Annotated in this window: 23 protein-coding genes and 1 riboswitch; of the genes, 10 read left to right on the top strand and 13 right to left on the bottom strand. The window is 69.5% G+C overall.

All coding sequences use genetic code 11. From position 1 onward, the window contains the following. Positions 1-52 precede the first annotated feature (52 nt). Both AC1C2R_RS02085 and AC1C2R_RS02080 read right to left on the bottom strand, forming a co-directional pair. Complete coding sequence (locus AC1C2R_RS02085) at positions 53-280, bottom strand: hypothetical protein (RefSeq protein WP_495350890.1); 228 nt, start codon at positions 278-280, stop codon at positions 53-55. A 153-nt stretch (positions 281-433) separates the two neighbouring features. Then, a complete protein-coding gene (locus AC1C2R_RS02080) occupies positions 434-781 on the bottom strand; it encodes a hypothetical protein (RefSeq protein ID WP_495378775.1) in 348 nt (115 codons plus the stop codon). Positions 782-811: 30 nt separating this feature from the next. Between AC1C2R_RS02080 and AC1C2R_RS02075 the strand changes: the two genes are divergently transcribed. Together AC1C2R_RS02075 and AC1C2R_RS02070 are read left to right on the top strand one after the other, a co-directional pair. Then, the gene (locus tag AC1C2R_RS02075; protein ID WP_495378774.1) at positions 812-1,585 is read left to right on the top strand and encodes a sirohydrochlorin chelatase; all 774 of its coding nucleotides are present in this window, start codon (positions 812-814) and stop codon (positions 1,583-1,585) included. A 192-nt stretch (positions 1,586-1,777) separates the two neighbouring features. Then, entirely contained in the window at positions 1,778-2,131 is a 354-nt protein-coding gene (locus AC1C2R_RS02070; protein ID WP_495378773.1) for a hypothetical protein, read from the top strand. Positions 2,132-2,224: 93 nt separating this feature from the next. On the opposite strand, the gene AC1C2R_RS02065 is transcribed toward AC1C2R_RS02070, so the two are convergent. Next, positions 2,225-2,650: a four-helix bundle copper-binding protein gene (locus tag AC1C2R_RS02065; protein ID WP_495378772.1), complete on the bottom strand. Its 426-nt coding sequence runs from the start codon at positions 2,648-2,650 to the stop codon at positions 2,225-2,227. Between the two features lie 320 nt (positions 2,651-2,970). Further along, the gene (locus AC1C2R_RS02060; protein ID WP_495378771.1) at positions 2,971-4,341 is read right to left on the bottom strand and encodes an MFS transporter; all 1,371 of its coding nucleotides are present in this window, start codon (positions 4,339-4,341) and stop codon (positions 2,971-2,973) included. Between the two features lie 257 nt (positions 4,342-4,598). Here AC1C2R_RS02060 and AC1C2R_RS02055 point away from each other — a divergent pair, with 257 nt between their 5' ends. Next, entirely contained in the window at positions 4,599-5,048 is a 450-nt protein-coding gene (locus AC1C2R_RS02055; protein WP_495350884.1) for a DUF2269 family protein, read from the top strand. A gap of 199 nt (positions 5,049-5,247) precedes the next feature. Here the strand turns inward: AC1C2R_RS02055 and ribH are convergent, their stop codons facing one another. The 5 genes from ribH to AC1C2R_RS02030 all read right to left on the bottom strand — a co-directional run bounded on the left by ribH (position 5,248) and on the right by AC1C2R_RS02030 (position 10,080). Then, positions 5,248-5,730, bottom strand: coding sequence for a 6,7-dimethyl-8-ribityllumazine synthase (gene ribH / locus AC1C2R_RS02050; protein ID WP_495378770.1), 483 nt, complete (start codon positions 5,728-5,730; stop codon positions 5,248-5,250). Continuing rightward, a complete protein-coding gene (gene ribA / locus AC1C2R_RS02045) occupies positions 5,727-7,031 on the bottom strand; it encodes a GTP cyclohydrolase II (protein WP_495350882.1) in 1,305 nt (434 codons plus the stop codon). Before ribA ends, ribH begins: the two co-directional genes overlap by 4 nt. Continuing rightward, positions 7,028-7,762 (bottom strand): riboflavin synthase, encoded by a 735-nt coding sequence (locus AC1C2R_RS02040; protein ID WP_495378769.1) that lies wholly within the window; start codon positions 7,760-7,762, stop codon positions 7,028-7,030. The genes ribA and AC1C2R_RS02040 overlap by 4 nt, the downstream gene beginning before the upstream one ends. Position 7,763: 1 nt before the next feature. Next, positions 7,764-8,804, bottom strand: coding sequence for a bifunctional diaminohydroxyphosphoribosylaminopyrimidine deaminase/5-amino-6-(5-phosphoribosylamino)uracil reductase RibD (gene ribD, locus AC1C2R_RS02035; protein ID WP_495378768.1), 1,041 nt, complete (start codon positions 8,802-8,804; stop codon positions 7,764-7,766). An 87-nt stretch (positions 8,805-8,891) separates the two neighbouring features. Next, positions 8,892-9,034: riboswitch (FMN riboswitch) on the bottom strand. A gap of 38 nt (positions 9,035-9,072) precedes the next feature. Then, complete coding sequence (locus tag AC1C2R_RS02030) at positions 9,073-10,080, bottom strand: sugar-binding transcriptional regulator (RefSeq protein WP_495378767.1); 1,008 nt, start codon at positions 10,078-10,080, stop codon at positions 9,073-9,075. A gap of 121 nt (positions 10,081-10,201) precedes the next feature. Between AC1C2R_RS02030 and AC1C2R_RS02025 the strand changes: the two genes are divergently transcribed. The 3 genes from AC1C2R_RS02025 to glpK all read left to right on the top strand — a co-directional run bounded on the left by AC1C2R_RS02025 (position 10,202) and on the right by glpK (position 14,532). Beyond that, complete coding sequence (locus AC1C2R_RS02025) at positions 10,202-11,950, top strand: glycerol-3-phosphate dehydrogenase/oxidase (RefSeq protein WP_495378766.1); 1,749 nt, start codon at positions 10,202-10,204, stop codon at positions 11,948-11,950. Between the two features lie 290 nt (positions 11,951-12,240). After that, positions 12,241-12,954 carry an MIP/aquaporin family protein gene (locus tag AC1C2R_RS02020; protein WP_495353176.1) on the top strand — a complete coding sequence of 238 codons (714 nt, stop codon included), beginning with the start codon at positions 12,241-12,243 and terminating at the stop codon, positions 12,952-12,954. 63 nt (positions 12,955-13,017) lie between these two features. Then, positions 13,018-14,532, top strand: coding sequence for a glycerol kinase GlpK (gene glpK, locus AC1C2R_RS02015; RefSeq protein ID WP_495350877.1), 1,515 nt, complete (start codon positions 13,018-13,020; stop codon positions 14,530-14,532). A 7-nt stretch (positions 14,533-14,539) separates the two neighbouring features. On the opposite strand, the gene AC1C2R_RS02010 is transcribed toward glpK, so the two are convergent. Further along, the gene (locus AC1C2R_RS02010; RefSeq protein WP_495378765.1) at positions 14,540-15,829 is read right to left on the bottom strand and encodes a sensor histidine kinase; all 1,290 of its coding nucleotides are present in this window, start codon (positions 15,827-15,829) and stop codon (positions 14,540-14,542) included. 2 nt (positions 15,830-15,831) lie between these two features. Next, positions 15,832-16,491 carry a response regulator transcription factor gene (locus AC1C2R_RS02005; RefSeq protein ID WP_495378764.1) on the bottom strand — a complete coding sequence of 220 codons (660 nt, stop codon included), beginning with the start codon at positions 16,489-16,491 and terminating at the stop codon, positions 15,832-15,834. A gap of 148 nt (positions 16,492-16,639) precedes the next feature. On the opposite strand from AC1C2R_RS02005, the gene AC1C2R_RS02000 reads away from it, so the two are divergent. The 4 genes from AC1C2R_RS02000 to AC1C2R_RS01985 are packed head-to-tail and all read left to right on the top strand — an operon-like array spanning position 16,640 to position 20,389. Then, on the top strand, positions 16,640-17,383 hold the full coding sequence (locus AC1C2R_RS02000; protein WP_495378763.1) for a hypothetical protein: 744 nt from the start codon (positions 16,640-16,642) through the stop codon (positions 17,381-17,383). Then, the gene (locus tag AC1C2R_RS01995) at positions 17,383-18,474 is read left to right on the top strand and encodes a peptidoglycan-binding protein (protein WP_495378762.1); all 1,092 of its coding nucleotides are present in this window, start codon (positions 17,383-17,385) and stop codon (positions 18,472-18,474) included. Before AC1C2R_RS02000 ends, AC1C2R_RS01995 begins: the two co-directional genes overlap by 1 nt. Then, positions 18,471-19,157 carry an ABC transporter ATP-binding protein gene (locus AC1C2R_RS01990; RefSeq protein WP_495378761.1) on the top strand — a complete coding sequence of 229 codons (687 nt, stop codon included), beginning with the start codon at positions 18,471-18,473 and terminating at the stop codon, positions 19,155-19,157. Before AC1C2R_RS01995 ends, AC1C2R_RS01990 begins: the two co-directional genes overlap by 4 nt. Further along, on the top strand, positions 19,154-20,389 hold the full coding sequence (locus AC1C2R_RS01985) for an ABC transporter permease (protein ID WP_495378760.1): 1,236 nt from the start codon (positions 19,154-19,156) through the stop codon (positions 20,387-20,389). Before AC1C2R_RS01990 ends, AC1C2R_RS01985 begins: the two co-directional genes overlap by 4 nt. A 194-nt stretch (positions 20,390-20,583) precedes the next feature. On the opposite strand, the gene AC1C2R_RS01980 is transcribed toward AC1C2R_RS01985, so the two are convergent. Together AC1C2R_RS01980 and AC1C2R_RS01975 are read right to left on the bottom strand one after the other, a co-directional pair. Then, positions 20,584-21,351, bottom strand: a complete 768-nt coding sequence (locus tag AC1C2R_RS01980; protein ID WP_495378759.1) for an HAD family hydrolase — start codon at positions 21,349-21,351, stop codon at positions 20,584-20,586. Further along, positions 21,348-21,911 carry a GNAT family N-acetyltransferase gene (locus tag AC1C2R_RS01975; protein ID WP_495378758.1) on the bottom strand — a complete coding sequence of 188 codons (564 nt, stop codon included), beginning with the start codon at positions 21,909-21,911 and terminating at the stop codon, positions 21,348-21,350. Before AC1C2R_RS01975 ends, AC1C2R_RS01980 begins: the two co-directional genes overlap by 4 nt. Positions 21,912-21,915 lie beyond the last annotated feature (4 nt).

Raw genomic sequence — 21,915 nt, 5'->3', positions numbered from 1 at the left:
ATGCCGCATCCGCTCGGGTTCCGCGTCGTCGCCGCATTGCAGCTTACGTGGCTCAGCTGCGCCCGTACTTCTTGTGCACCGCTTGCTTGGAGACCTCGAGTGCGAGGGCGATGAGCTGCCAGCTCGACCCGGTGGCTCGTGCGCGGCGCACGGCGATGGCCTCGGCGCGGTCGAGTTCGCGGGTGAGTTCGATGCGCGCGTGGTGGAGGTCGCGGAGTGCGCGGTACGGGTCGTCTCCGTCGGCCGCTGCGATCGCGGTGCGGAGGGTGTGATCATCCATGGCGTCAACGGTAGTTGACGCCGCAGCACCTGTCAACGTGGATTGACTTGCCGGTGAGTGCGTCGACATGTTCGAGGCGCATCGCGCTGGTGTGCTTCGAGCAGCTGCTGCTCGTCGAGCGCAGGCTGCCGATCAGCGGGCGCTCGCCGCCGATCACCTCCGATGCCGGCCGGCGCACGTGGGTCGATCCGCGATGTCGCGCAGATCGACGTCGAGATCTTGATTGTCGAAGCCGAGGAGGTATTCGACGTCGTCGTCGACCACCACGAAGAGAGCCGCGCCGAGACGGTTCTGCTGTTCGACGCGCGGGAGTCGGTCGTCGAAGACCTCGATCTCTCCGCTCACCGGATCGAAACGCTCGTTCACCCAATCGCCGCACCGACCTCGCCGGGTCACTGCTCGCATCGGTTCCTCCTCGATCGCGCTGATGAACGGCGTCAGCCAAGGTGAGCAGTCGGCGGGGTTCTCGAGGTTCTCCACAGCCTCGGCCGCGCTGCTCACCGGAGGCGTGTGACACGGCACGATGGGGGAATGGACTTCAACCGCGCCGCACTCGTCGGCATCTCTCACGGCACCGCGTCTGCCGACGGCCAGGCGGCGGTGCGCGGGCTCATCGACGCCGTCGCGGCTGCGGCCGACGAGGTTGGGCCAGGCACTCTCGCGCCGGTAACGGTGCGCCTCGGTCACGTCGATGTGCAGCAACCGGATGTCGCGGCGACGCTCGCTGCGCTTCCGCCCGCACTGCCGGCCGTGGTCGTGCCGCTGCTACTCTCGGCGGGGTATCACGTGCACGTGGACCTCCGGCGGGAGATCGACGCGATCTCGGACCGGCCATTGCACCTCGGCGCCGCGCTCGGGCCCGATGATCGGCTCGTCGAGGTGCTGCTTCGTCGCCTCGGCGAGGTCGGCGCGACATCCGACGATGTGGTCGTGCTCGGGGTTGCGGGATCGAGTGACGCACGAGCCGTCGATGACTGCCACGACATGGGGGAGCGGCTCGGCGCCGCCTGGGGCGCGCAAGTCGCGGTCGGGTTCCTCTCGGCTGCCGAGCCGCGGCTCGGCGACGCCGTCGCTGCGGCGCGCGCGGCCGGCGATGAGCGCCGGGTGATCGTGGCGAGCTATCTGCTGGCGCCCGGTTACTTCCAGGATCTGGTCTCCGCCGCAGGCGCGGACATCATCACGGAGCCGCTGCTCACCGCGCACGACACCCCCGTCGAGCTCGTCGAGATCGTGCTCGACCGCTTCGCTGCAGCGGGAGCAGCCGCCGGGTCATCGGCCGACGCCGCCGAGGAGCCAGGGGCATAGCGTTCTTCACCACGAAGCGACTGCGGGCGCTCTTCCTCGATCGACGGCGGGTGCCGGTGGCCGGAGGTGGGTGTCGCGTGGCCGGCGGTGGGTGTCGCGTGCCCGCCGCGAGTGTTGCGGCGGGTTACACCGGTCCGCGACATCCGTTCGCCGCGCGCGTATCGTGGCCGCATCGAACACCGAGGAGCCCTCATGTCGCACCGCGAACCGCACGCTGCCGCCGAGCCGCACGTCGGCACGGTCATGGGCATGCGCGGGTGCGAGAGCGCGACGGACTGCCGGAGCGACCGGCCGGGCCACCGCCTGCACGCGATGCAGGCACGCCTCGCGACGACGACGGCGAGCAAGTGGCTCGACGCGATCGTCGTCGGGGTCGGCGCCAACGGGTTCGTGACGGTCGCCGACGTCGCTGACGACTCGCTGTGCCGGGTCTGGCACCACGATGGCTTCGAAGGCACGCTCGTCATCGGCGACCCGGTCGCCGTGCACGGCATCTACGGGGTGCTCGCCCGGGGCGGGCAGCGGTACAGCGTCGCGTTCGCCTGACGGGTAGCGACGGCCGGGGTGTCGGCGGGCGCGTCTCGATACGTTGTTCGCTCGGCTCGCGAGTCGACCGACGGGGACTCGTGCGGCACAGGGTCACGCCATCGGCATCGCCTCGCTCATCGAGCCCATCATCTTCTCCATCGCCATGACCGCCTGATCGCACGCCAACGCGCACATACGGCAGTGCTCGCTCATCTCGGCGTGCATCATGCACTCGGCAGAGCAGGCGCGGGCCATCATCGTCGTCGATTGCATCATCGACATCATCACCGGCATGTCCCAGCCGTGCATGCGCAGCAACATTCGCATCATCGTGTCGCACATGTCGGCGCAGTTCGCGCAGAGGCTCGCGCAACGGCCCATGCCCTCGCTCGCGTCGGCGTCGGCGCACATCACGCACGCCTGCATGCACGCGGAGAGAGCCTCGATACACTCCTGCATGACCGCCGGATCCATGCCGTCCATCGGCATCTCCGACGACGACATGGCGCCCTTCATCATGTCCATCGTCATGTTCATCTGCACGATCCGCCGTCCTGGGCGGCCGAGCGTCGACGGTGCCGGCGGATGACTCGGCGCCCCTGTTGCACGCCATGCTACGCCGGGCGTCGCGGGCCGAGAAGGGTCGCGTGTGACGATCTCGTGAACGGATGCGTCGCCCATCGAGATCGCGCTTCGTGTCGCTGTCGACGCCCGATGACGACACGAAGCGCCCTCTCGATGAGCCGGCCCGACGGGCGAGGAGTCGAGCGGCGGGAGCCAGGGAAGGCGCGGAACGAGGGCGCGAACGACCGAGGGGCGGATGCCGCAGCATCCGCCCCTCGGTCGCCGTCGCGCTCTCAGGCGTCGATGTCGACGTCTTTCGTCTCTTTCGAGACAATGAGCGCGATGAGCGTGAGCACGGCCATCACGGAGAGGTAGATGCCGACCCAGAACGGGCTGCCGCCGCCGGCCTGCCACAGGGCGACCGCGATGAACGGGGCGACGGCCGCACCGAGGATCGACGACACGTTGTACGAGATACCGGAACCGGTGTAGCGCACGTTCGTCGGGAACAGTTCGGGCAGGAGCGCCCCCATCGGTCCGAAGGTCATGCCCATGAGCGAGAAGCCCACGACGAGCCAGGCCATGACGCCCCAGAACCCCGCGCCGAGGAGCGGAACCCAGAGGAGCCCGAACACGATGATGCCGAGCGTGACCCAGATGAGCGTCTTGCGACGGCCCCACTTGTCGGCCCACGGCCCTGAGAGCAGCGTGAAGACACCGAAGAACAGCACACCGCCGATGAGCATCAGCACGAAGGTGTTGTACGAGTAGCCGAGGCCGGGCAGTGCGCCATCGACCGGTTCGACCGCTGCGCGGCCGTAGCTCAGTGAGAACGTGGTCATCAGATAGAAGAGCACGTACGTCGCCAACATGAAGAAGGTTCCGAGAATGAGCTGGCGCCAGTGGTCCTTGAAGACGGTCGCAAGGGGGAGCTTTTTGAGCTTGCCGGCCTTCGAGGCATTCGAGAACGCTGCGGACTCGACGAGCCGCAGCCGCACCCAGAGGCCGACGATGACCATCACGACCGAGAACAGGAACGGGATGCGCCAGCCCCAGTCGAGGAAGGCCTGCGAGGGCATCGTCGGGTCATCCGACGGCAGCACCGCGGCGATGACGAGGAACAAGCCGTTCGCGATGATGAAACCGATCGGCGCGCCGAGCTGCGGGAAGGTGCCGTACCAGGCGCGCTTGCCCTTCGGTGCGTTCTCGGTCGCCACGAGGGCGGCGCCCGACCACTCGCCGCCGAGGGCGAAGCCCTGGGCGATGCGGAGGATCACGAGCAGGAGCGGCGCGAGCCAGCCCACCATCGCGTACGTCGGCAGCAGGCCGATGAGGAAGGTCGCGACGCCCATGGTGAGGAGCGCGCCGACGAGGGTCGCCTTACGGCCGTGCTTGTCGCCGAGGTGCCCGAAGATGACCGCGCCGAGCGGCCGGGCGACCATCGCGGCGCCGAAGACGGCGAACGACGCGAGCAGCGCCGTCGTGGCGTCGCCGGTCGGGAAGAAGAGGTGCGGGAAGACGAGCACCGCGGCCGTCGCGTAGACGTAGAAGTCGTAGAACTCGATCGTCGTGCCGATGAGGCTCGCGAGCACGACTCGGCTGCGCGGATTTGCGGGGGTTGCGGGGGTTGCGGGTGCGGCAGCGGCCGCGGCGGATGTGGACATCGCTTGCGAGGACTCCAAGGAGGTGGGCGTAGCGCCGGTCTCCGGGCGTGTCGGTCTGGCGTCGGGCGGAGTCGGTGAGTGGAACCGTCGCTTGTGGCAACCGCACTAGCCTACGCCTCGTTCGTTGAGGATCCCCCAGCGGGGGCGTCATCGTGCGCCGAGCGACGGGATCGAAGCGTCGAACGGGCCGCGCAGCTCGAGACGGGATGCATCGAATGGCGGATGCCGCGGCATCCGCCCCTCATTAGGCTGGCCCCATGGATACCCTGATCAGCATTCTGCATGTCGCCGGTGCCGTCTTCATCATCGGCCCGATGGCAATCCTTCCGATGACCGCGATGCGGGCTGTGCGCGCCGGAAATGGGGCGCAGGTCGCGGTCCTCGCGAAGTCCACGACGATCTTCTCGTGGCTCTCGCTCCTCGTGTTCGTGTTCGGGTTCGGTGCGATGAGCATGGCACCCGCGGAGTTCGACCTCTCGATCACGACGCCCTGGATCCTCTGGTCGATCATCCTCTACGTCATCGCCTTCGCTCTGACGCTCTTCGTCGTCGTGCCCTCGATGAAGAAGGCCGCCGAAGCGCTCGGAGGGAGCGCGGCCGGTGACGGTACCGCGCCGAAGGCCGGCTATCCCGCGATCGCTGCGGGCAGCGGCGTCGCCTCGCTGCTGCTTCTCGCGGTCGTCGTGCTCATGGTCTGGAAGCCCTAAGCGCTCCGCACCCGCGCTCCGCACCCGCTCCGCACTCGCGCGCTCCGCACCCGCGCGCTCCGCACCCGCTCCGCACTCGCACTCCGCACTCGCGCTCACAGCTCGCTCCGGGGGTGCAATTCCGGCGCCGGATGGCCTTTCAGGGCCCGAATCTGACGGGAATGCACCCCCGGAGCGATGGCAGGGTGAGCGAGGGGAACTAGCCGAGGGAGCGCAGCGCGCGGACGGTCAAAATGGCGGCTTCGGCGGCCTCGCGGCCCTTGTCTTCCTTCGAGCCGGGCAGGCCCGCCCGATCGAGCCCCTGCTGCTCGTCGTCGAGGGTGAGCAGGCCGAACCCGACGGGCTTGCCGGTGTCGAGCGCGACCCGCGTGAGCCCGTCGGTCGCCGCCGCCGAGACGTACTCGAAATGCGGCGTGCCGCCGCGGATGATCACTCCGAGGGCGACGACCGCGTCGGCACCCGCCTCGAGCGCCGCCTTCGCGACGACCGGCAGCTCGAAGCTGCCCGGCACGCGAATGAGCGAGAATTCGGCACCGGATGCCTCGAGCGTGCGGGTCGCCCCGGCGATCAGGCCGTTCGTGATCTCCTCGTGCCAGCTGCCGGCAACGATGGCGATCGTCAGGCCGCGGCCGTCGGCGTTCGCCGAGGCATCGGTGCCAGTGGGGGATCCTGCTCTGCTCATGATGGGTGTCCTTCCAGGAGGGTCTCGGCAGCGCCGTCGGTCAATTGCTGGTCGTCGATGGTGTGCCCCATGCGGTGTCGCTTCGTGTCGAGGTAGCCGGTGTTGCCGACGCCGACGCCGACGACGAGGGGCAGCCGCTCGCTCACGGCGATGCCGTGCGCCTCGAGCTGTCGAACCTTCTCAGGGTTGTTCGTGAGCAGCCGCACCCGGTCGATGCCGAGGTCGGTGAGGATCGCGGTCGCGGCGCTGTAGTCGCGGGCGTCGATCGGCAGCCCGAGTGCGAGGTTCGCGTCGAGGGTGTCGAGGCCGTCCTCCTGCAGCCGGTAGGCGCGCAGCTTGTTGATGAGGCCGATGCCCCGCCCTTCGTGACCGCGCAGGTAGATGACGACGCCGCCGTCCTGCTGGATCGTCTCGAGCGCCGCGTCGAGTTGCGGCCCGCACTCGCACTTGAGCGAACCGAACGCCTCGCCCGTGAGGCACTCCGAGTGCACCCGAACGATGGCGCCGCCCGGCACGGAGGCCGGATCGCCCGCGATGATCGCCACGTGGTCGGCGCCGGTCGCACGGTCTCGATAGGCGCGAACGCGGAACTGCCCGTGCTCCGTCGGCAGGGCGGTCTCGACCTCGAAGTCGACGGAGGAGGATTCTGGCACGGAGGCCGCGGGCAGCGTCGCCGCGAGATCGTAGCCGGGGTGGTGCCGCTCGAGCCAGTCGATGAGCGCGGCGACGGTGGTGACCGGCAGACCTTCGCGCTCGCCGAGATCGATGAGTCCCGGTAGCCGCATCATCTCGCCGTCGTCGGCGACGATCTCGCCGATGACACCGACGGGCGTGAGACCCGCGAGACGCATGAGGTCGACGGCCGCCTCGGTATGACCGGCACGCTCGCGCACACCGCCGTCGACCGCCCGCAGCGGGATGACGTGCCCCGGCCGGATCAGCCGGTCGGGCGTGGATGCGGGGTCGGCGAGCACGCGCAGCGTGTGCGCCCGGTCGGAGGCCGAGATACCGGTGGAGGAGCGGTCGGCGGCGTCGACGGTGATCGTGTACGCGGTGCCGCGCGCATCTTCGCTGCGCTCGGTCATGAGCGGCAGCGCGAGCCGGTCGGCGAGTTCGTTGGGCATCGGCGCGCAGAGGTAGCCGCTCGTATGGCGCACCATCCACGCGATCCACTCCTGCGTCGCGAACTCGGCCGCCATGATCGCGTCGCCTTCGTTCTCACGCGCTTCGTCGTCGGCGACGATCACGGGCTTGCCGGCGCGGAGCGCGTCGAGCACCTCGGGAATCGTGGCGAGGCTCATGCGGCACCCCCTGTCGACTGCGCACCGAGCCCGAGCCCGAGCCCGAGCCCGAGCCCGGGCGCCGAGAGCGGCGCTGCCTGGAACCCGATGACCGAGGAGCGCGGCTGCACCTCGTCGGCTCGCGATCGAGCGTCGAATCGCAGCATCCGCTCGACCTGCCTGGCGAGGATGTCGGTCTCGATGTTCACGCGATCGCCGACGACGCGGCTGCCGAGTGTCGTCGCCGTGAGCGTCTCGGGGATGAGCGACACCTCGAACCAGGAACCGTCGGGCTCGTCGCCGACGGCGCTGACCGTGAGTGAGACGCCGTCGATCGCGATCGATCCCTTGTCGACGACGAGCGGCGCGTGCGCGAGATCGAGCGAGAAGCGGATGACCCGCCACGCCTCGCCCGGTCGCACCTCGAGCACTTCGGCGGTGCCGTCGATGTGGCCCTGCACGATGTGGCCGCCGATGCGATCACCGACGCGGGCAGCGCGCTCGAGGTTCACCGCGAGCCCGTCTTCGGCGTCGGCGAGCGTCGACATCACGAGGGTCTGCGCCATCACATCCGCGGTGAATCCCTCGGTGTCGAAGTCGACGACCGTGAGGCACACGCCCGATACGGCGATCGAGTCGCCGTGCTTCGCGCCCTCTACGGCGAGCGGGCCGCGCACCGTGAGGCGCGCGGCGTCGGCCGTGCGCTCGATGCGCGTGATGGTGCCGAGTTCCTCGATGATTCCGGTGAACATGTCAGTTCCCTTCCGTAGGTATGGGGCGCGCGACGAGCAGGAGGTCGTCGCCGAGCCGTTCGATGGCGGCGAAGTCGAAGCGGAGCGCGGCGTCGATCGACGCGACGCCGAGCTCGCCGAGGGCGAGGCGCGGGCCGCCGATGAGTGCAGGCGCGAGGTAGACGAGCAGTTCGTCGACGAGCCCGGCGGCGATGAACGCGCTCGCGAGCGTCGGGCCGCCTTCGATGAAGAGCGAGCGGATGCCGCGGCGCGCGAGCTCCGCGAGATCGGCGGGCAGGTCGGTGCCCTCGAAGAACAGGGGCGCTTGCGGGTGGCGGGTGATCGCGGCATCCGACGGCACTTCGCGCCGGCCGAAGACGACGGGCACCGGCTGCGCCTCGAAGAACCGGCCGCCAGGATCCCGCGCGGTGAGCGAGGGGTCGTCGGCGAGCACGGTGCCCGTGCCGACCGCGATCGCGTCGGCGGCGGCGCGCCGTCGGTGCACGTCGGCTCGCGCCTGGGGGCCGGTGATCCACTGGCTGGTGCCGTCAGCGGCGGCGGCGCGGCCGTCGAGGCTCGACGCCCACTTCACAGTGACGTGCGGGCGGTGGTGACGGGCGGCGAAGAGCCAGTCGTCGAGCATCGCCTCGACCTCGTCGACGAGCACGCCCGAGTCGACCTCGACCCCGGCCGAGCGCAGACGTTCGGCGCCGCCGGAGGAGTGGTCGCCCGGGTCCGCGACGGCATAGACGACGCGGGCGACGCCCGCTTCGATGAGCGCCACGGCGCAGGGGCCCGTGTGTCCCGTGTGGTTGCAGGGCTCGAGAGTGACGACCGCCGTGGCCCCCCGGGCTGCTTCGGGTGCGAGTTTCGAGAGGGCGTCGACCTCGGCGTGCGCCGTGCCGACTCCGCGATGCCATCCTTCGGCGATGACATCCCCGCCGGGAGAGAGGATGACGCAGCCGACGCGCGGGTTCACCCCGCGAGCCGGGCCGAGGGCGGCGAGTTCGAGCGCGCGACGCATCGCCGCAACATCCACTGCCGTAGGTTCGCCTGCACTCATCCGTGATCCTGTCTCAAGGCTCCGGGGTGCTGGGCGTTGCCGACCGTGTCGTCGACTTCGTGCGCCGACGGGGCACAGCTCCGCCGACACGTGCGCCTCCCATCCGGACTTTCACCGTCGGTACCGGAATTCCACCGGTTCGACCGCGGGTGCGGGGCCTCTCGGCCTCGCGCTCGCAGTTCGCGGACTGTCACCGCCGGTTCGGACTTACACCGACCCCGGAGCACGTTTCTGTCATCGATTCTAGATCAACGCTTGCGGCGCCCAGCTATTCCCCGTCACTCGGAGTCTCGACGAGCGCACGCGCGGTGCCCTCGTCGACGATGAGGTCGGTGATGAGCCCGGCGGCGAGTGCGCCGCGCAGGCTCGGGAGCTTCGCGCGCCCCGAGACGACGCAGATTCGGCGGGGCGTCCGCCGCAGCACCGCGAAGTCGGGGCCCGTCGCACGTTCGTTCAGGGCGATGCCGTCGGTCGAGCCGTCGGCGCGATAGAAGACGGTCGCGACGTCGCCGACCGCACCGTCGCGGGAGAGCGATTGGTAGTCGGCGCGCTCGAGATAGCCGCCCTGGTAGACGTGGCTCGGCACCTCGGCGAAGGGGGATCCGACGCCGAAGAGCGCGACGTCCATGCGTTCCTGCAGCTCGAGGAGGCGACGTGTGCTGCGCTCACGCCAGAAGGCGCGGCGGGTCTCGGGGTCGTCGAAGAAGGCGGGCACGGGGAACTGCTGCACCCGTGCACCGAACGCGTCGCCGAAGCGGCGCAGCAGTTCGCTCGCGTAGACGATGCCCGTCGTACGGCCGTTGCCGGCGCCGTTCAGCTGCACGACCTCGGAGTTGTGCACGGCCTTCGGCACGAGGTGGCGGCTCATCGCGCTCATCGTCGAGCCCCATGCGATGCCGATGGTCTGGTTCGAGTCGACGAACCGGCCGAGAATTCGTGCAGCCGAGAGCGCGACGCGGTCGAGCCGATCGACGTCGCTCGCATGGTCGGGCACGGGGATCACATGCGCGCCGACCTCGAATCGCTCGAGGATCTCCTGCTCGATGTGGCTCGGCAGATCGAGCGGTGAGTGGATGGAGATCTCGACCAGGCCGCTGGCGCGCGCATGGCTGAGCAGGCGCGACACCGATGATCTCGACGTGTGCAGCTCGTGTGCGATGGCATCCATCGTGAGGTCCTGCATGTAGTAGAGATGCGCCGCCCGAAGCGCGTCGCGCGTCTTGCCCGGCACCGATTCGGTGCCCTCGACGTCGGGGGTGGTGTGCTGCTCGCTCATCCCTCTCATCCTTGCACGTTTGTTCACTCGGCTTGCAAATGCGTTCCGACGTGTTCACGATGTATTCATCCACACCAGGCATGCTCGTGCAAGCCGCCGTTCCACACCCGAGAAGGACAACTTGTCTCCGCAGCAGACGACCCCGACCCAGCCCCGCCCGTACTCGAGCGGCGAGCGAACGGATGTCGCAGCCATCCGCACCCGGCCGCGGGCATCCGTGCTCATCATCGGGGCCGGCATCAACGGCATCGCGACGTTCCGCGACCTCGCACTGCAGGGTGTCGACGTCGTGCTCGTCGAACGGGGCGACTTCGTCTCGGGGGCATCCGCTGCGTCGTCGCACATGATCCACGGCGGCATCCGCTACCTCGAGAACGGCGAGTTCCGGCTCGTGAAGGAGTCCGTGACCGAGCGCAACGCGCTCATCCGCATCGCGCCGCACTACGTGAAGCCGCTCGAGACGACCGTGCCGATCTTCTCGACCTTCTCGGGCATCCTCTCGGCGCCGCTGCGCTTCCTCACCCACAAGGCCGGCAAGCCCACCGAGCGCGGCGCTGCGCTCATCAAGACGGGCCTCGTGATCTACGACTCCTTCTCGCGGGGCGGCGGCCAGGTGCCACGGCACCGCTTCCACGGGCGCAAGCGCTCGCTCGCCGAGCTGCCCGCCCTGAACCCTGACCTCAAGTACACCGCGACCTACTACGACGCGAGCATGCACGACCCCGAGCGGCTCGCGCTCGACGTGCTGTTCGACGGCGTCGCGGCGGGCGTGCACGCCCGCGCCGCGAACTACCTCGAAGCCGTCGGTATGGGCGAGCGGGGCGTGCGCCTCCGCGACACGCTCACCGGCGCGGAGTTCGACGTCGCCGCCGACGTCGTCGTGAACACCTCGGGCCCCTGGACCGACCTCACCAATGAGGAGCTCGGCCGCCCGAGCGCCTTCATGGGCGGCACCAAGGGCTCGCACATCGTGCTCGACAACGACGAGCTGCTCGCGGCGACCGGCGGCCGGGAGATCTTCTTCGAGCACGAAGACGGTCGCATCGTGCTGATCTATCCGCTGAAGGGCAAGGTCATGGTCGGCACGACCGATCTCGAACACGACATGCGAGAGCCCGCCGTGTGCACCGAGGCCGAGGTCGACTACTTCTTCGAACTCATCGCGCACGTTTTCCCAGCGGTGCACGTCGACCGCTCGCAGATCGTCTTCCGCTTCGCGGGCGTGCGCCCGCTGCCGCGTCACGACGATGAGGCGCCGGGCTTCGTCTCCCGCGACTACCGCATCGAGCGAGCGGATGTCCCGGAACGCCCCGGCACGACCCTGCTGAGCCTCGTCGGCGGAAAGTGGACGACCTTCCGCGCCCTCGCCGAACACCTCTCGAACGAGGTGCTCCAATTGCTCGGCCATGAACGCACTCGCTCGACCGCCGGCCTCGCGATCGGCGGCGGCGCCGGGTATCCGACGACCGACGACGCCCGTCGCGTCTGGACGGTCACCCACGGCGACGAGGTCGGGCGCCTCCGCGCCGAGGAGCTGCTCGAGCGCTACGGCACCCGCGCAGAGGCCTTCATCGCTTCGATCGAGGGCGAGCAGGACGAACCCCTCGAGCACCACTCGGGCTACAGCCGGCGCGAGATCGCCTGGCTCGCCGGCACCGAGCGGGTCGTGCACCTCGCCGACGTCGTGCTGCGCCGCACGAGCATCGCCTTCACCGGCGCGCTGACGGCGCCGCTGCTCGAGGAACTCGCCGAAGTCGTCGGCACCGAGCTCGGCTGGGACTTCGAGCGTCGCGCCGTCGAGACGGCCGGCACGCAGGAGCTGCTCGCCGAGCGCCACGGGGTCGAGCTCGAGGCATCCGTACTCCGTTGATCGAGGAGCGAGCGCCGCGAGCGTCTGCCCGTTGATCGAGTAGTGAACACGGCGAACGTCTCGAGATCCCGTTGCAAGGGCTCGCTGCCTTTCTCGTCGCGCTCGATCGCCGGCGCCGCAATCTGCACGGATGTGCACCGGAATCGGCACGTTCAGGGCCGAATCGCCAGATAGCTTCGACGGAGCCTCCCGATGCCGGTCGTCTCGGAGGCCGGCACCACACCCCAAGAAAGAAGGTCAATGTGGACAATCTCGGAATCGTCTTCCTGTCCGAACTCGTCGGCACGGCGATGCTCGTGCTCCTCGGCTGCGGCGTCGTCGCGAACGTCATCCTCGCGAAGACGAAGGGCTTCGGCGGCGGCACACTCATGATCAACATCGGCTGGGGCCTCGCGGTCTTCGCCGGCGTCATCGTGTCGTACGCCTCGGGTGCCCACCTCAACCCCGCCGTCACAGTCGGTCTCGTCGCCAACGGCGCGACCGAGTTCGGATCCGGCGTTCCGGTGAACCCCCTGTCCGTGGCCACCTACATCACCGCACAGATGATCGGCGCGATCATCGGAGCGGTCTTCGTCTGGCTCGCATACAAGCAGCACTTCGACGCCGAACCCGAGGCAGGCAACAAGCTCGGCGTCTTCTCGACCGGCCCCGCCATCCGCTCGTACGGCTGGAACCTCGTCACCGAGTTCATCGGCACCTTCGTACTCGTCTTCGTCGTGATCGGCTTCGGCGGCGGTCGCCAGGGCGACGGCGGGCTCGCGGCGCTCGGTGCGCTGCCCGTCGCACTGATCGTGATCGTCATCGGCACGTCGCTCGGTGGCCCGACCGGCTACGCGATCAACCCGGCACGTGACCTCGGCCCGCGCATCGCGCACGCCCTGCTGCCGATCAGGGGCAAGGGCGGCAGCGACTGGTCGTACTCGTGGGTGCCGGTCGTCGGCCCTTTGCTCGGCGGCCTGGTCGCCGGCTGGGCGGCGATCCCGCTGCTACCGCTCATCGGCTGAGCTGCGGCATCCGCTTCCCCTTCACCGTTCACCCCGCTTCACTGACAGCAACGGAGTTCTCAGATGGCTGACTACATTCTCGCGATCGATCAGGGCACGACCTCGTCGCGCGCGATCATCTTCGACAAGGCCGGGTCGATCGTCTCGACCGGGCAGCTCGAGCACGAGCAGATCTTCCCGAGGGCAGGCTGGGTCGAGCACGACCCCGCCGAGATCTGGCGCAATACGGGCGAGGTGATCGGCAAAGCCCTCGGCAAGGCCAACCTGACCCGGCACGACATCGCGGCGGTGGGCATCACGAACCAGCGCGAGACCGCCGTCGTGTGGGACAAGAACACCGGCGAGCCGGTTTACAACGCGATCGTCTGGCAAGATACGCGTACGCAGGCGATCGTCGACCGGCTCGCGGCCGACGGCGGGGTCGAGCGCTTCAAGGCGAAGGTGGGATTGCCGCTGGCGACGTACTTCTCGGGTACGAAGATCGTGTGGATTCTCGAGAACGTGCCGGGTGCGCGTGAGAAGGCCGAAGCCGGTGACCTGCTGTTCGGTACGACCGACTCCTGGGTGCTCTGGAACCTGACCGGCGGCGTCGAGGGGGGTGTGCACGCGACGGATGTCACGAACGCGAGCCGCACGATGTTCATGGATCTCGAGACCCTCGCGTGGGATGACGAGATCCTCGCCGCCTTCGGTGTGCCCCGCTCGATGCTGCCCGAGATCAAGTCGTCCTCCGAGGTTTACGGCATGGCCAATGAGCACTCGTTGCTGCGCGAGACGCCGATCGCCGGCATCCTCGGCGACCAGCAGGCTGCGACGTTCGGTCAGGCCGCGTTCGAGACGGGCGAGGCGAAGAACACCTACGGCACCGGCAACTTCCTGATCTTCAACACCGGCGAAGAGATCGTCCACTCCAAGAACGGGCTGCTGACGACCGTCGGTTACAAGCTCGGCGACCAGCCGGTGCACTACGCGCTCGAGGGTTCGATCGCCGTCACCGGTTCGCTCATCCAGTGGCTGCGCGACAACCTCGGCCTCATCTCCTCTGCCGCCGAGATCGAAGAGCTCGCGAAGTCGGTCGACGACAACGGCGGTGCGTACTTCGTGCCGGCATTCTCAGGCCTGTTCGCACCGTACTGGCGCCCCGACGCCCGCGGCGCACTCCTCGGCCTGACCCGCTTCGTGAACAAGGGCCACATCGCCCGTGCTGCACTCGAGGCGATCGCGTTCCAGACGCGGGACGTCATCGAGGCCGTGAACGCCGATGCCGGCGTCGACCTCACCGAGCTCCGCGTCGACGGCGGTGCGACCGCGAACGACACGCTGCTCCAGTTCCAGGCCGACATCCTCGGCGTGCCGGTCGTTCGTCCGGTCGTGGCCGAGACGACGGCCCTCGGCGCCGCCTACGCTGCGGGCCTCGCGGTCGGCTTCTGGTCGAGCCTCGACGAGCTTCGCGCCAACTGGCAGGAGGACAAGCGCTGGACTCCGTCGATGGATGACGCGGAGCGTGCCCGACTCGACCGCAACTGGAAGAAAGCCGTCTCGAAGACCCTCGACTGGGTCGACGCCGACGTCGTCTGACTTCTGGTCAGGCCCGATCCGGGGGCAGTCTCAGTACCGCGATGAGGCCGCCCCCGGCCCTCGGTCGGAGCTCGAGCGAACCTCCGTGCGCCGCCGCGACGGCGCGCACGATCGACAAGCCGAGCCCGAAGCCCGCCCGGTCGGCGCGACGAGAGTCCTCACCACGGAAGAAGGGCTCGCCGAGCGCCGCCACCTCCCCATCATCGAGCTCGCGCCCGGTGCTCTCGACGACGACACCGCTCCCGTCCGCATCCGGCCGCACCTGCACGAGCCCCCGCTCGTCGTTGTAACGCACGGCGTTGTCGAGGATGTTCCGCACTGCGAGACGCACGAGCTCCTGGTCGCCGATGGCCGTCCAATCGAGCGGCGCATCCAGTTCGACGTGCACACCGCGAGCGGCCGCCTCGGATGCCAGCACGGCCGTCTCGGACGACACCAGTGCCCCGACGTCGAGGTGATCGTGCTCGGCCGCCTGCAGCCGCCCTCTCGCGAGCAGCAGCAGTGCTGCGATGAGCCGCTCGCTGTGGGCGTTGGCCGACAACGCTCGCCGCACCGCCGGCTGGAGCTCCGTGGGCACGCGCCCCTGCTCGAGCGGGATCTCCAACGCCGCCCGCGTCACCGTGAGCGGGGTGCGGAGTTCATGCGACGCATTCTGGATGAACCGGTCCTGGGCTTCGAACGCCGTGTGCAGCCGGTCGAGCATGCCGTCGATCGTGTCGCCGAGCTCCTTGATCTCGTCATCGGGGCCGGTGAGGTCGAGTCGGCGATCCAGATCGTCGGTGGTGATGCGCCGCGTCAGCGCTGTGACCTCTGAAATGCGGCTGAGCGAGCGCCGCGCGAGCCATCCGGCGAGCAGAGTGGCGATCACGGCGAAGACGGCGAGCACGGCAAGCGATCCGATGAGCAGACTGCCGAGCACCTCCTCCGACAGGGCGACCGAGAACCGGTCGAGCGTCGCCTCGAGCTTCTCGGGCGAGATCGACTCTCCGCCTTCGGTCACCATGTCCCGTGAACCTGTGAACGGACCCTCGCCGTCCTCGAGCACGACGCAGTTGCCCTGGGTTCCGGTGCCGCCCGCGGCATCCGTCGTCTGCACGCTCGTGCACATCGCGCCCGTCGATGCAGAGTCGAAGAAGCCCTGTACGAGCAGGAACTGCACGGTGAGCAGTACGACGCCGCCCGCCACGAAGATCGACGCGATCGTGAGCGTGAGCCGGGTGCGAAAGCTCCACCGTCGTGGCGAGGCGCGGCCGGTCCTCGACGGGCGGATGCCGACGGTGGGGTCCTGATGGGACATGTTCACTCGATCCGATAGCCCAGGCCGGGCACATTGTCGATCAGCCACGGGTGGCCGAGCTTCTTGCGCAAGGTGTGCACCGCGAGCCGCACGGTCGCCGCGGTGTGATCGCCGCGTTCGTCCCAGGCGAGATCGAGCAGCCGACTCGCCGTGAGGTAGCCTCCGTCGGCGACGAGCAGCGCCTCGAGCACGGCGAGCTCCCGACGGGTCAGCCGGATCGGCCGGCCCTCGCGTTCGGCGAGTCGACGCACCGGGTCAAGTCGCACGCCGCCGCGCTCGAGCAGCACGTCGGCTGCGGCATCCGCTCGCCGTCGACCGAGGGCGCGGATGCGCGCGAGCAGCTCGACGTAGGCGAACGGCTTCGCCAGATAGTCGTCGGCTCCGAGATCGAGGCCCCGCACGCGGTCCGAGACGGCGCCGGCGGCGGTGAGCATCAGAATGCGCGCCGGATGCCGCTGCGCGACGAGTGTGCGGCAGACCGCGTCACCCGACAGCACCGGCAGATCGCGGTCGAGGAGCACGACATCGAAGTCGCCGTCGGCGAGCCGGCGGAGCGCTTCTGCGCCGTCGGGTGCGACGCCGACTCCGAAGCCGTCGAGCCGCAGACCCTCGGCGAGCGTCTCTGCGAGTTCGGCCTCGTCTTCGACGATCAGCACGCGCATCGGTCCTCCCGCCTCGATTCCGTTCCTCGCGTCGATTCTGCCCCTCGCGGCGTTTGCCGCGCGTTTGCCGGGCCATGACGGTGAGCGAACACCCTCGAGCCTAGAACTGGCTGTAGTCCACCGATGAGTCACCGATGAGGAGACAGCCATGTACCGAATAACACACCGACCGGCGTTCGCGAGACTCGCCGCGGTCGCCGTCACTGCGAGCTTGCTACTCACGGCGTGCGCGGGCGGTTCGCCCGAACCCGAGGAGAGTCCCGGCGTCGACGCCGCGACGGAGCGCTTCGTCGCGTGCCTCCAAGCGGGCGGGCTCGACGCGCGCACCGATGAACACGACGGGCGGGTGCTCGTCAAGGTGCCGATCGAGGTCGATGCCGAGGGAAAGCTCGAGGCGCAGGAGGCACCGCCGAAAGGCGGGTCGGGATCGTCGTCGCTGATCGTCATCGACGACGCCGTCTACCAGGGTGTCGACTCGGCGGAGGGCTTCCCCGAGGAGTACGGCATCGCGCCCGTCTACGCCGACTGCGAGGCCGAGGTGCCCGAGTTCGAGCAGCCCACCTCCGACATGGGACCCGGCGGGCCGGAGGCAGACCCCGAGGTGCTCGCCGCCCAGACGGAACTGCAGCTCGCCTTCGCAGCATGCGCCCGCGAGAACGGCGTCGCGGACTTCCCAGACCCTGCCGACGGTGCGATGGTCATTCCGGCGAGTCTCGACGCAGCGACCCTCCGCGAGCTGCTCACGACGTGCTCGACGGAACTCGCCGACAGCGATGCGCCGCTCGCGATCAGGCTCGAGGCCGGTGCGCCCGAAGACCTCGGGGCTGTGTTCGAAGACTTCCCCGAGCTCACCGACAACGGCCTCAGCATGTCGATGCAAGCGAGCGAGTGATGAACACGTCGAAGCGCCGGCGCACGGTCACGGCCGCCGCGAGCGCCTCCGTACTGGCGCTCGCCGGGGTCGGTCTCGTCGGCTGGATGTGGTCCGCGGGCCCCGGTGGGTCGCCGCCATCGGCATCGAGTGATCTCATCACTCGCCCTGCCGAACGCGTCTCGCTCACGAGCGGTCTGCTGCTGTCGGGTGTGCTGAGCTACGGTGACGCGGTCGAACTCGAGGGCGCCGGAGCCGGCGTCGTGACCGCCCTGCCGACTGCCGGCGAGGTGGTCGCAATCGGGCAGCGTCTCTACGAGGCGAGCGGCGCGCCGGTGGTGCTGTTCCGCGGCGAGCGACCGTTCTGGCGGCCGCTGCAACTCGGCATGACCGACGGCGCCGATGTGCGCCAACTCGAGCAGAACCTCGCCGACCTCGGCTTCACCGCAGGCATCGACCTCGACATCGATGAGGAGTTCACCGCGAACACCGCTGCAGCAGTGAAGGCGTGGCAGGCCGCCCTCGGCGTCGAGAAGACCGGCGAAGTCGCCCAGGGTGCGATCGTCGCGGTCGACGCACCGTCGATCCGCGTCGACTCGCTCGTGAAGCGGCTCGCCGAAGGCGACGGGGGCGTCGTGCTCGAGTACACCGCGACGACGCTCCGCGGCTACGCCGACCTCACCGATGCGCAGGAGCGTGAGATCGCGGCCGGCACGCCGGTGATCCTCACCCTGAAGGACGGTGCGGAGGTGGCCGGCACCGTGCAGTCGATCGAGCCCGCGGTGCCCGCGACCGACGAGCAGTCCGAGGACGAGCCTGCGCTTGCGGTCGTCGACGCCGAGTCGCAGGAGCCGCTCACCGCGGTCGGCCCATCGAGCGTGCGGATGAAACTCGGCGAGGAGACCGTCGATGACGCACTCGTCGTGCCGGTGACGGCGTTGCTCGCCGCAGGTGACGACGGCTACGCGCTCGACGTGGTGCGCGGCGGCGAGGCCGTGCGCATCCCCGTGGAGATCGGCCTCATCGCCGACGCCCGGGTGCAGATCGTCTCGAGCGGCGGCGACGACCTGGACCCGCTCGAGGCCGGCGAGGAAGTCGTGGTCGGCGCATGAGCGCCGCGGTGATCGAGCTGCGCTCGGTGAGCAAGACGTACCCGGGGCATCCGCCCGTCGAAGTGCTGCACGAGGTGTCGATGCGGGTGCACCCGGGGGAGCTCACAGCCGTCGTCGGTGCATCGGGTTCGGGCAAGACCACGATGCTCTCGATCATGGGCACGCTCGATCGGCCGAGCTCGGGGGAGGTCGTCGTTGCCGGCATCGCGACGGGGCAACTCGACGAATCGGCGCGAGCAGCACTGCGCGCCGAGCGGTTCGGATTCGTGTTCCAGCAGTTCTTCCTGCTGCCGGCGGTCAACGCGCTCGACAACGTGGCGACCGGCCTCCTGTATGCCGGAGGCGGCATCGTCGAGCGGCGAAGCCGGGCGAGGGACGCTCTCGAGCGCGTGGGACTCGGCCACCGGTTGCGTCACAGGCCCGGCGAACTCTCCGGTGGGGAACAACAGCGCGTCGCGATCGCCCGGGCACTCGTCGGCGGGCCCGATGTGCTCTTCGCCGATGAACCGACCGGCGCGCTCGACTCCACCACGGGAGCGGGCATCGTCGAACTCCTCCGCGAAGCGGCAGCAGACGGCGCCGCCGTCGTCGTGATCACGCACGACGAATCGATCGCCCGGTCTCTCGACCACCGAGTCGGGCTCCACGACGGGCGCATCGTGACGACCGAGGCCCTCCGATGACGCGCGCGACCAAGCCACGGCGGCTGAGCGCCCTCGAACTCCTGCGCACCGCGGTCGCCGGGCCTCGCAGCCGCCCGTTGCGCACCGCCCTGTCGGCCCTCGGCATTGCGATCGGCATCGCTTCGCTCACCGCGATCACGGGCATCGCGGCATCCGATCGAGCGCAGCTGCTCGCGGAACTCGACCGTCAGGGCGCCAATCTCCTCGTGATCCAGCCCGATATGGATCCCGCCGGGGACCCTGTCGCAATCCCGTCGACGGCCGCCGAGATGGTCGACCGGGTCGACGGTGTCGACGCCGTCGGAGTCATCGAGAAGGTAGCGGATGCCGCTGCCGTGTATCGCACCTCGATCGTGCCGGCCGCGCAGACCGGCGGACTCGGCGTGCGCGCCGTGAACCTCGACCTGCTCGACGCGCTCGGCGGGCGGGTTGCCGACGGCGTCTGGTTCGACGCGGCGAGCGCCTCGCTGCCGACGACGGTGCTCGGCGCGACCACGGCGGCCCGCCTCGGCGTGGACGAGCTCGGCCGGCGCGTCTGGATCGGTGGCGAGTGGCACGCCGTCATCGGCGTGCTCGAGCCGGTCGGACTCGCGAGTGAACTCGACTCGATGGCCTTCGTCGGACAGGAGTGGGCGGCGCAGCGATGGCCACAGCCCTCGATCGACCCGGCCGCCCTCATCGACGCCGAGCAGGCCTCGCGCATCGAGAGCGTCTTCGTACGGAGCCTGCCGGGCGAAGTCGAGTCCGTTCGCCCCTCGCTCGCCCGTGCGGCGAACCCCTACTCGCCGTACCTCAGCGTCTCGAGCCTCTCCGAGCTGGTCGGTGCTCGAGCGAGTGCCGACGCGACGCTCTCGTCGCTCGCGGTCGGCCTCGCAGCGATCGCCCTCCTCGTCGGCGGCATCGGCATCGCCAACACGATGGTCGTGGCAGCGCTCGAACGGCGTGGCGAGATCGGGCTCCGCCGTGCCCTCGGCGCACGACCGGGTCAGATCGCGAGCCAGTTCCTCACTGAGGCGGCGATCCTCGCGCTGCTCGGCGGGCTCGCCGGTGCCGCGATCGGCGGGCTCGCGGTGGTCGGCTACGCGGCGACGAAGCAGAGCGTCGTCGTGCTGCCGATCGAGGTGCTCGTCGGCGGACCTGCCGCGGCACTCATCGTCGGCGTCGTCGCCGGACTCTACCCGGCGTTGCGAGCGGCCAGGCTTTCGCCGACGGAAGCGCTCCGAGCGGTCTGACCGGCTGAAATGACGACCGGAGGATGTCGATCGGGTGATGACGCGATGCCGCGTCATACAGCGGGCTGCAGGTTACGGTGGGAGGACGGGTCGGGCGCATGGGGGTGCGCCCGGCCCATTCCCGTGTTCGGGGAGCGATGGCACCCGTGCGCAGAGCGGCATCGCCGCTCGCGCGAAACGGGCCTGCGTGCGCCTCAGTCGAGCAGGCGCGGAGCAAGCAGCGCCGGCAGTTCGGCGAGCGAGGCGATCTCGAGCACAGCGGATGCCGCGGCATCCGTCGTCGGAATCGCGCCTGCCGCCTCGATGCCGTGCCGATTCAGCCACACGCCGATGAGCCCCGCTTCGCTCGCGCCCACGGCATCAGTGACGAGCCGGTCGCCGACGTATGCCGCGCGACCGACGGGTGCCTCGGCAGCGAAGCGCTCGAGCGCGATGCGGAAGATCTCGGCATCGGGCTTCGTCACGCCGACGTCGCCTGACGCGATGACGTGCTCGAATCGGTTGCGGATGCCGAGTCGTTCGAGCTTGGCGAGCTGGAAGTCGAGCTCGCCGTTCGTGATCACGCCGAATCGCACCCGGGGAACAACCGCGGCGATCGCATCGAGTGCCGGAAGTGCGTCGTCGTGCAGCGCCCAGGACTCGCGATAACGCTCGAAGTACCGGTCGAACCAGGCGCCCGCCGCGAGCTCGTCGAGTTCGTCGCCGTGTGCGATCGCGAAGTCGCGGGCTCGAGCGCGACGTTGTCCCTCGAACGTCAGCCGGCCCGCGAGGTAGGAGTGGTAGTGCTGCTCTTCGAGCTCATGCCAGAAGGTCGAAGCCGCGGCCAGGTCGCCGTCGTATGCCCGCTCCCGCATGTGCAGTGCGATGCCGGTGCTGACCGCCTCACGGTGCGCCATGAGGGTGTCGTCGAGGTCGAAGAGCACGACCGGCGACCCGGCGCGGGGCTCGGATCGCTCGATCACGTGCCACTCCGGAGGATCGGCTCCCAGCTCGCGAACGCGTCGGAGTCGACGACGGCTCTGCGTTCGGCATGCCAGGCCGGCAGGATTCGGCCGTCACGCCCGGGCACGGTGGCGATTCTCGGGGCCGTGCGCCGAAAGCCCGAGGCACGCGCGACGTGAGCCGAGGCCAGATTGCCTTCGTTCGCACGCCAGAGCACCGACTCGGCGCCGAGCGATGCGGTCGCGAGCGTCCACTCGCAGACCGCGGCCACCGCTTCGGCCATGAGAGCGGTGCCACGGTGCTCGGCGCCGAGCCAGAAGCCGATCTCGTTGCCGCGACGCAACCCGACGATTCCGAGAATCGGCTCGGCGACGCCGCGCCGAAGCGCCCACGTGAGCTCATCGCCCGAAGCCCAGGCCTCGGGTACATACTCCACGAGAAATGCCCTGGCGTGGTCGGTCGTGTACGGCCACGGGGTCGTGAGATACCGGAGGAACAACGGATCGGTGCAGTACCGCGCCACGAGTTCGATGTCGCCCTCGGCCGGGAGGTCGAGCACGAGTCGCTCGGTACTGAGCACGACG

It is taken from the genome of Agromyces sp. Y182, from assembly GCF_059445385.1.
This window is presented reverse-complemented; position numbering and strand designations above follow the sequence as displayed.

Bases quoted from the DNA above. Each gene is read 5' to 3' on its own strand.
- AC1C2R_RS02085 (WP_495350890.1), bottom strand. From the start codon at position 280: ATGGATGATCACACCCTCCGCACCGCGATCGCAGCGGCCGACGGAGAC.
- AC1C2R_RS02075 (WP_495378774.1), top strand. From the start codon at position 812: ATGGACTTCAACCGCGCCGCACTCGTCGGCATCTCTCACGGCACCGCG.
- AC1C2R_RS02070 (WP_495378773.1), top strand. From the start codon at position 1,778: ATGTCGCACCGCGAACCGCACGCTGCCGCCGAGCCGCACGTCGGCACG.
- AC1C2R_RS02065 (WP_495378772.1), bottom strand. From the start codon at position 2,650: ATGAACATGACGATGGACATGATGAAGGGCGCCATGTCGTCGTCGGAG.
- AC1C2R_RS02060 (WP_495378771.1), bottom strand. From the start codon at position 4,341: ATGTCCACATCCGCCGCGGCCGCTGCCGCACCCGCAACCCCCGCAACC.
- AC1C2R_RS02055 (WP_495350884.1), top strand. From the start codon at position 4,599: ATGGATACCCTGATCAGCATTCTGCATGTCGCCGGTGCCGTCTTCATC.
- ribH (WP_495378770.1), bottom strand. From the start codon at position 5,730: ATGAGCAGAGCAGGATCCCCCACTGGCACCGATGCCTCGGCGAACGCC.
- ribA (WP_495350882.1), bottom strand. From the start codon at position 7,031: ATGAGCCTCGCCACGATTCCCGAGGTGCTCGACGCGCTCCGCGCCGGC.
- AC1C2R_RS02040 (WP_495378769.1), bottom strand. From the start codon at position 7,762: ATGTTCACCGGAATCATCGAGGAACTCGGCACCATCACGCGCATCGAG.
- ribD (WP_495378768.1), bottom strand. From the start codon at position 8,804: ATGAGTGCAGGCGAACCTACGGCAGTGGATGTTGCGGCGATGCGTCGC.
- AC1C2R_RS02030 (WP_495378767.1), bottom strand. From the start codon at position 10,080: ATGAGCGAGCAGCACACCACCCCCGACGTCGAGGGCACCGAATCGGTG.
- AC1C2R_RS02020 (WP_495353176.1), top strand. From the start codon at position 12,241: ATGCTCGTGCTCCTCGGCTGCGGCGTCGTCGCGAACGTCATCCTCGCG.
- glpK (WP_495350877.1), top strand. From the start codon at position 13,018: ATGGCTGACTACATTCTCGCGATCGATCAGGGCACGACCTCGTCGCGC.
- AC1C2R_RS02010 (WP_495378765.1), bottom strand. From the start codon at position 15,829: ATGTCCCATCAGGACCCCACCGTCGGCATCCGCCCGTCGAGGACCGGC.
- AC1C2R_RS02005 (WP_495378764.1), bottom strand. From the start codon at position 16,491: ATGCGCGTGCTGATCGTCGAAGACGAGGCCGAACTCGCAGAGACGCTC.
- AC1C2R_RS02000 (WP_495378763.1), top strand. From the start codon at position 16,640: ATGTACCGAATAACACACCGACCGGCGTTCGCGAGACTCGCCGCGGTC.
- AC1C2R_RS01995 (WP_495378762.1), top strand. From the start codon at position 17,383: ATGAACACGTCGAAGCGCCGGCGCACGGTCACGGCCGCCGCGAGCGCC.
- AC1C2R_RS01990 (WP_495378761.1), top strand. From the start codon at position 18,471: ATGAGCGCCGCGGTGATCGAGCTGCGCTCGGTGAGCAAGACGTACCCG.
- AC1C2R_RS01985 (WP_495378760.1), top strand. From the start codon at position 19,154: ATGACGCGCGCGACCAAGCCACGGCGGCTGAGCGCCCTCGAACTCCTG.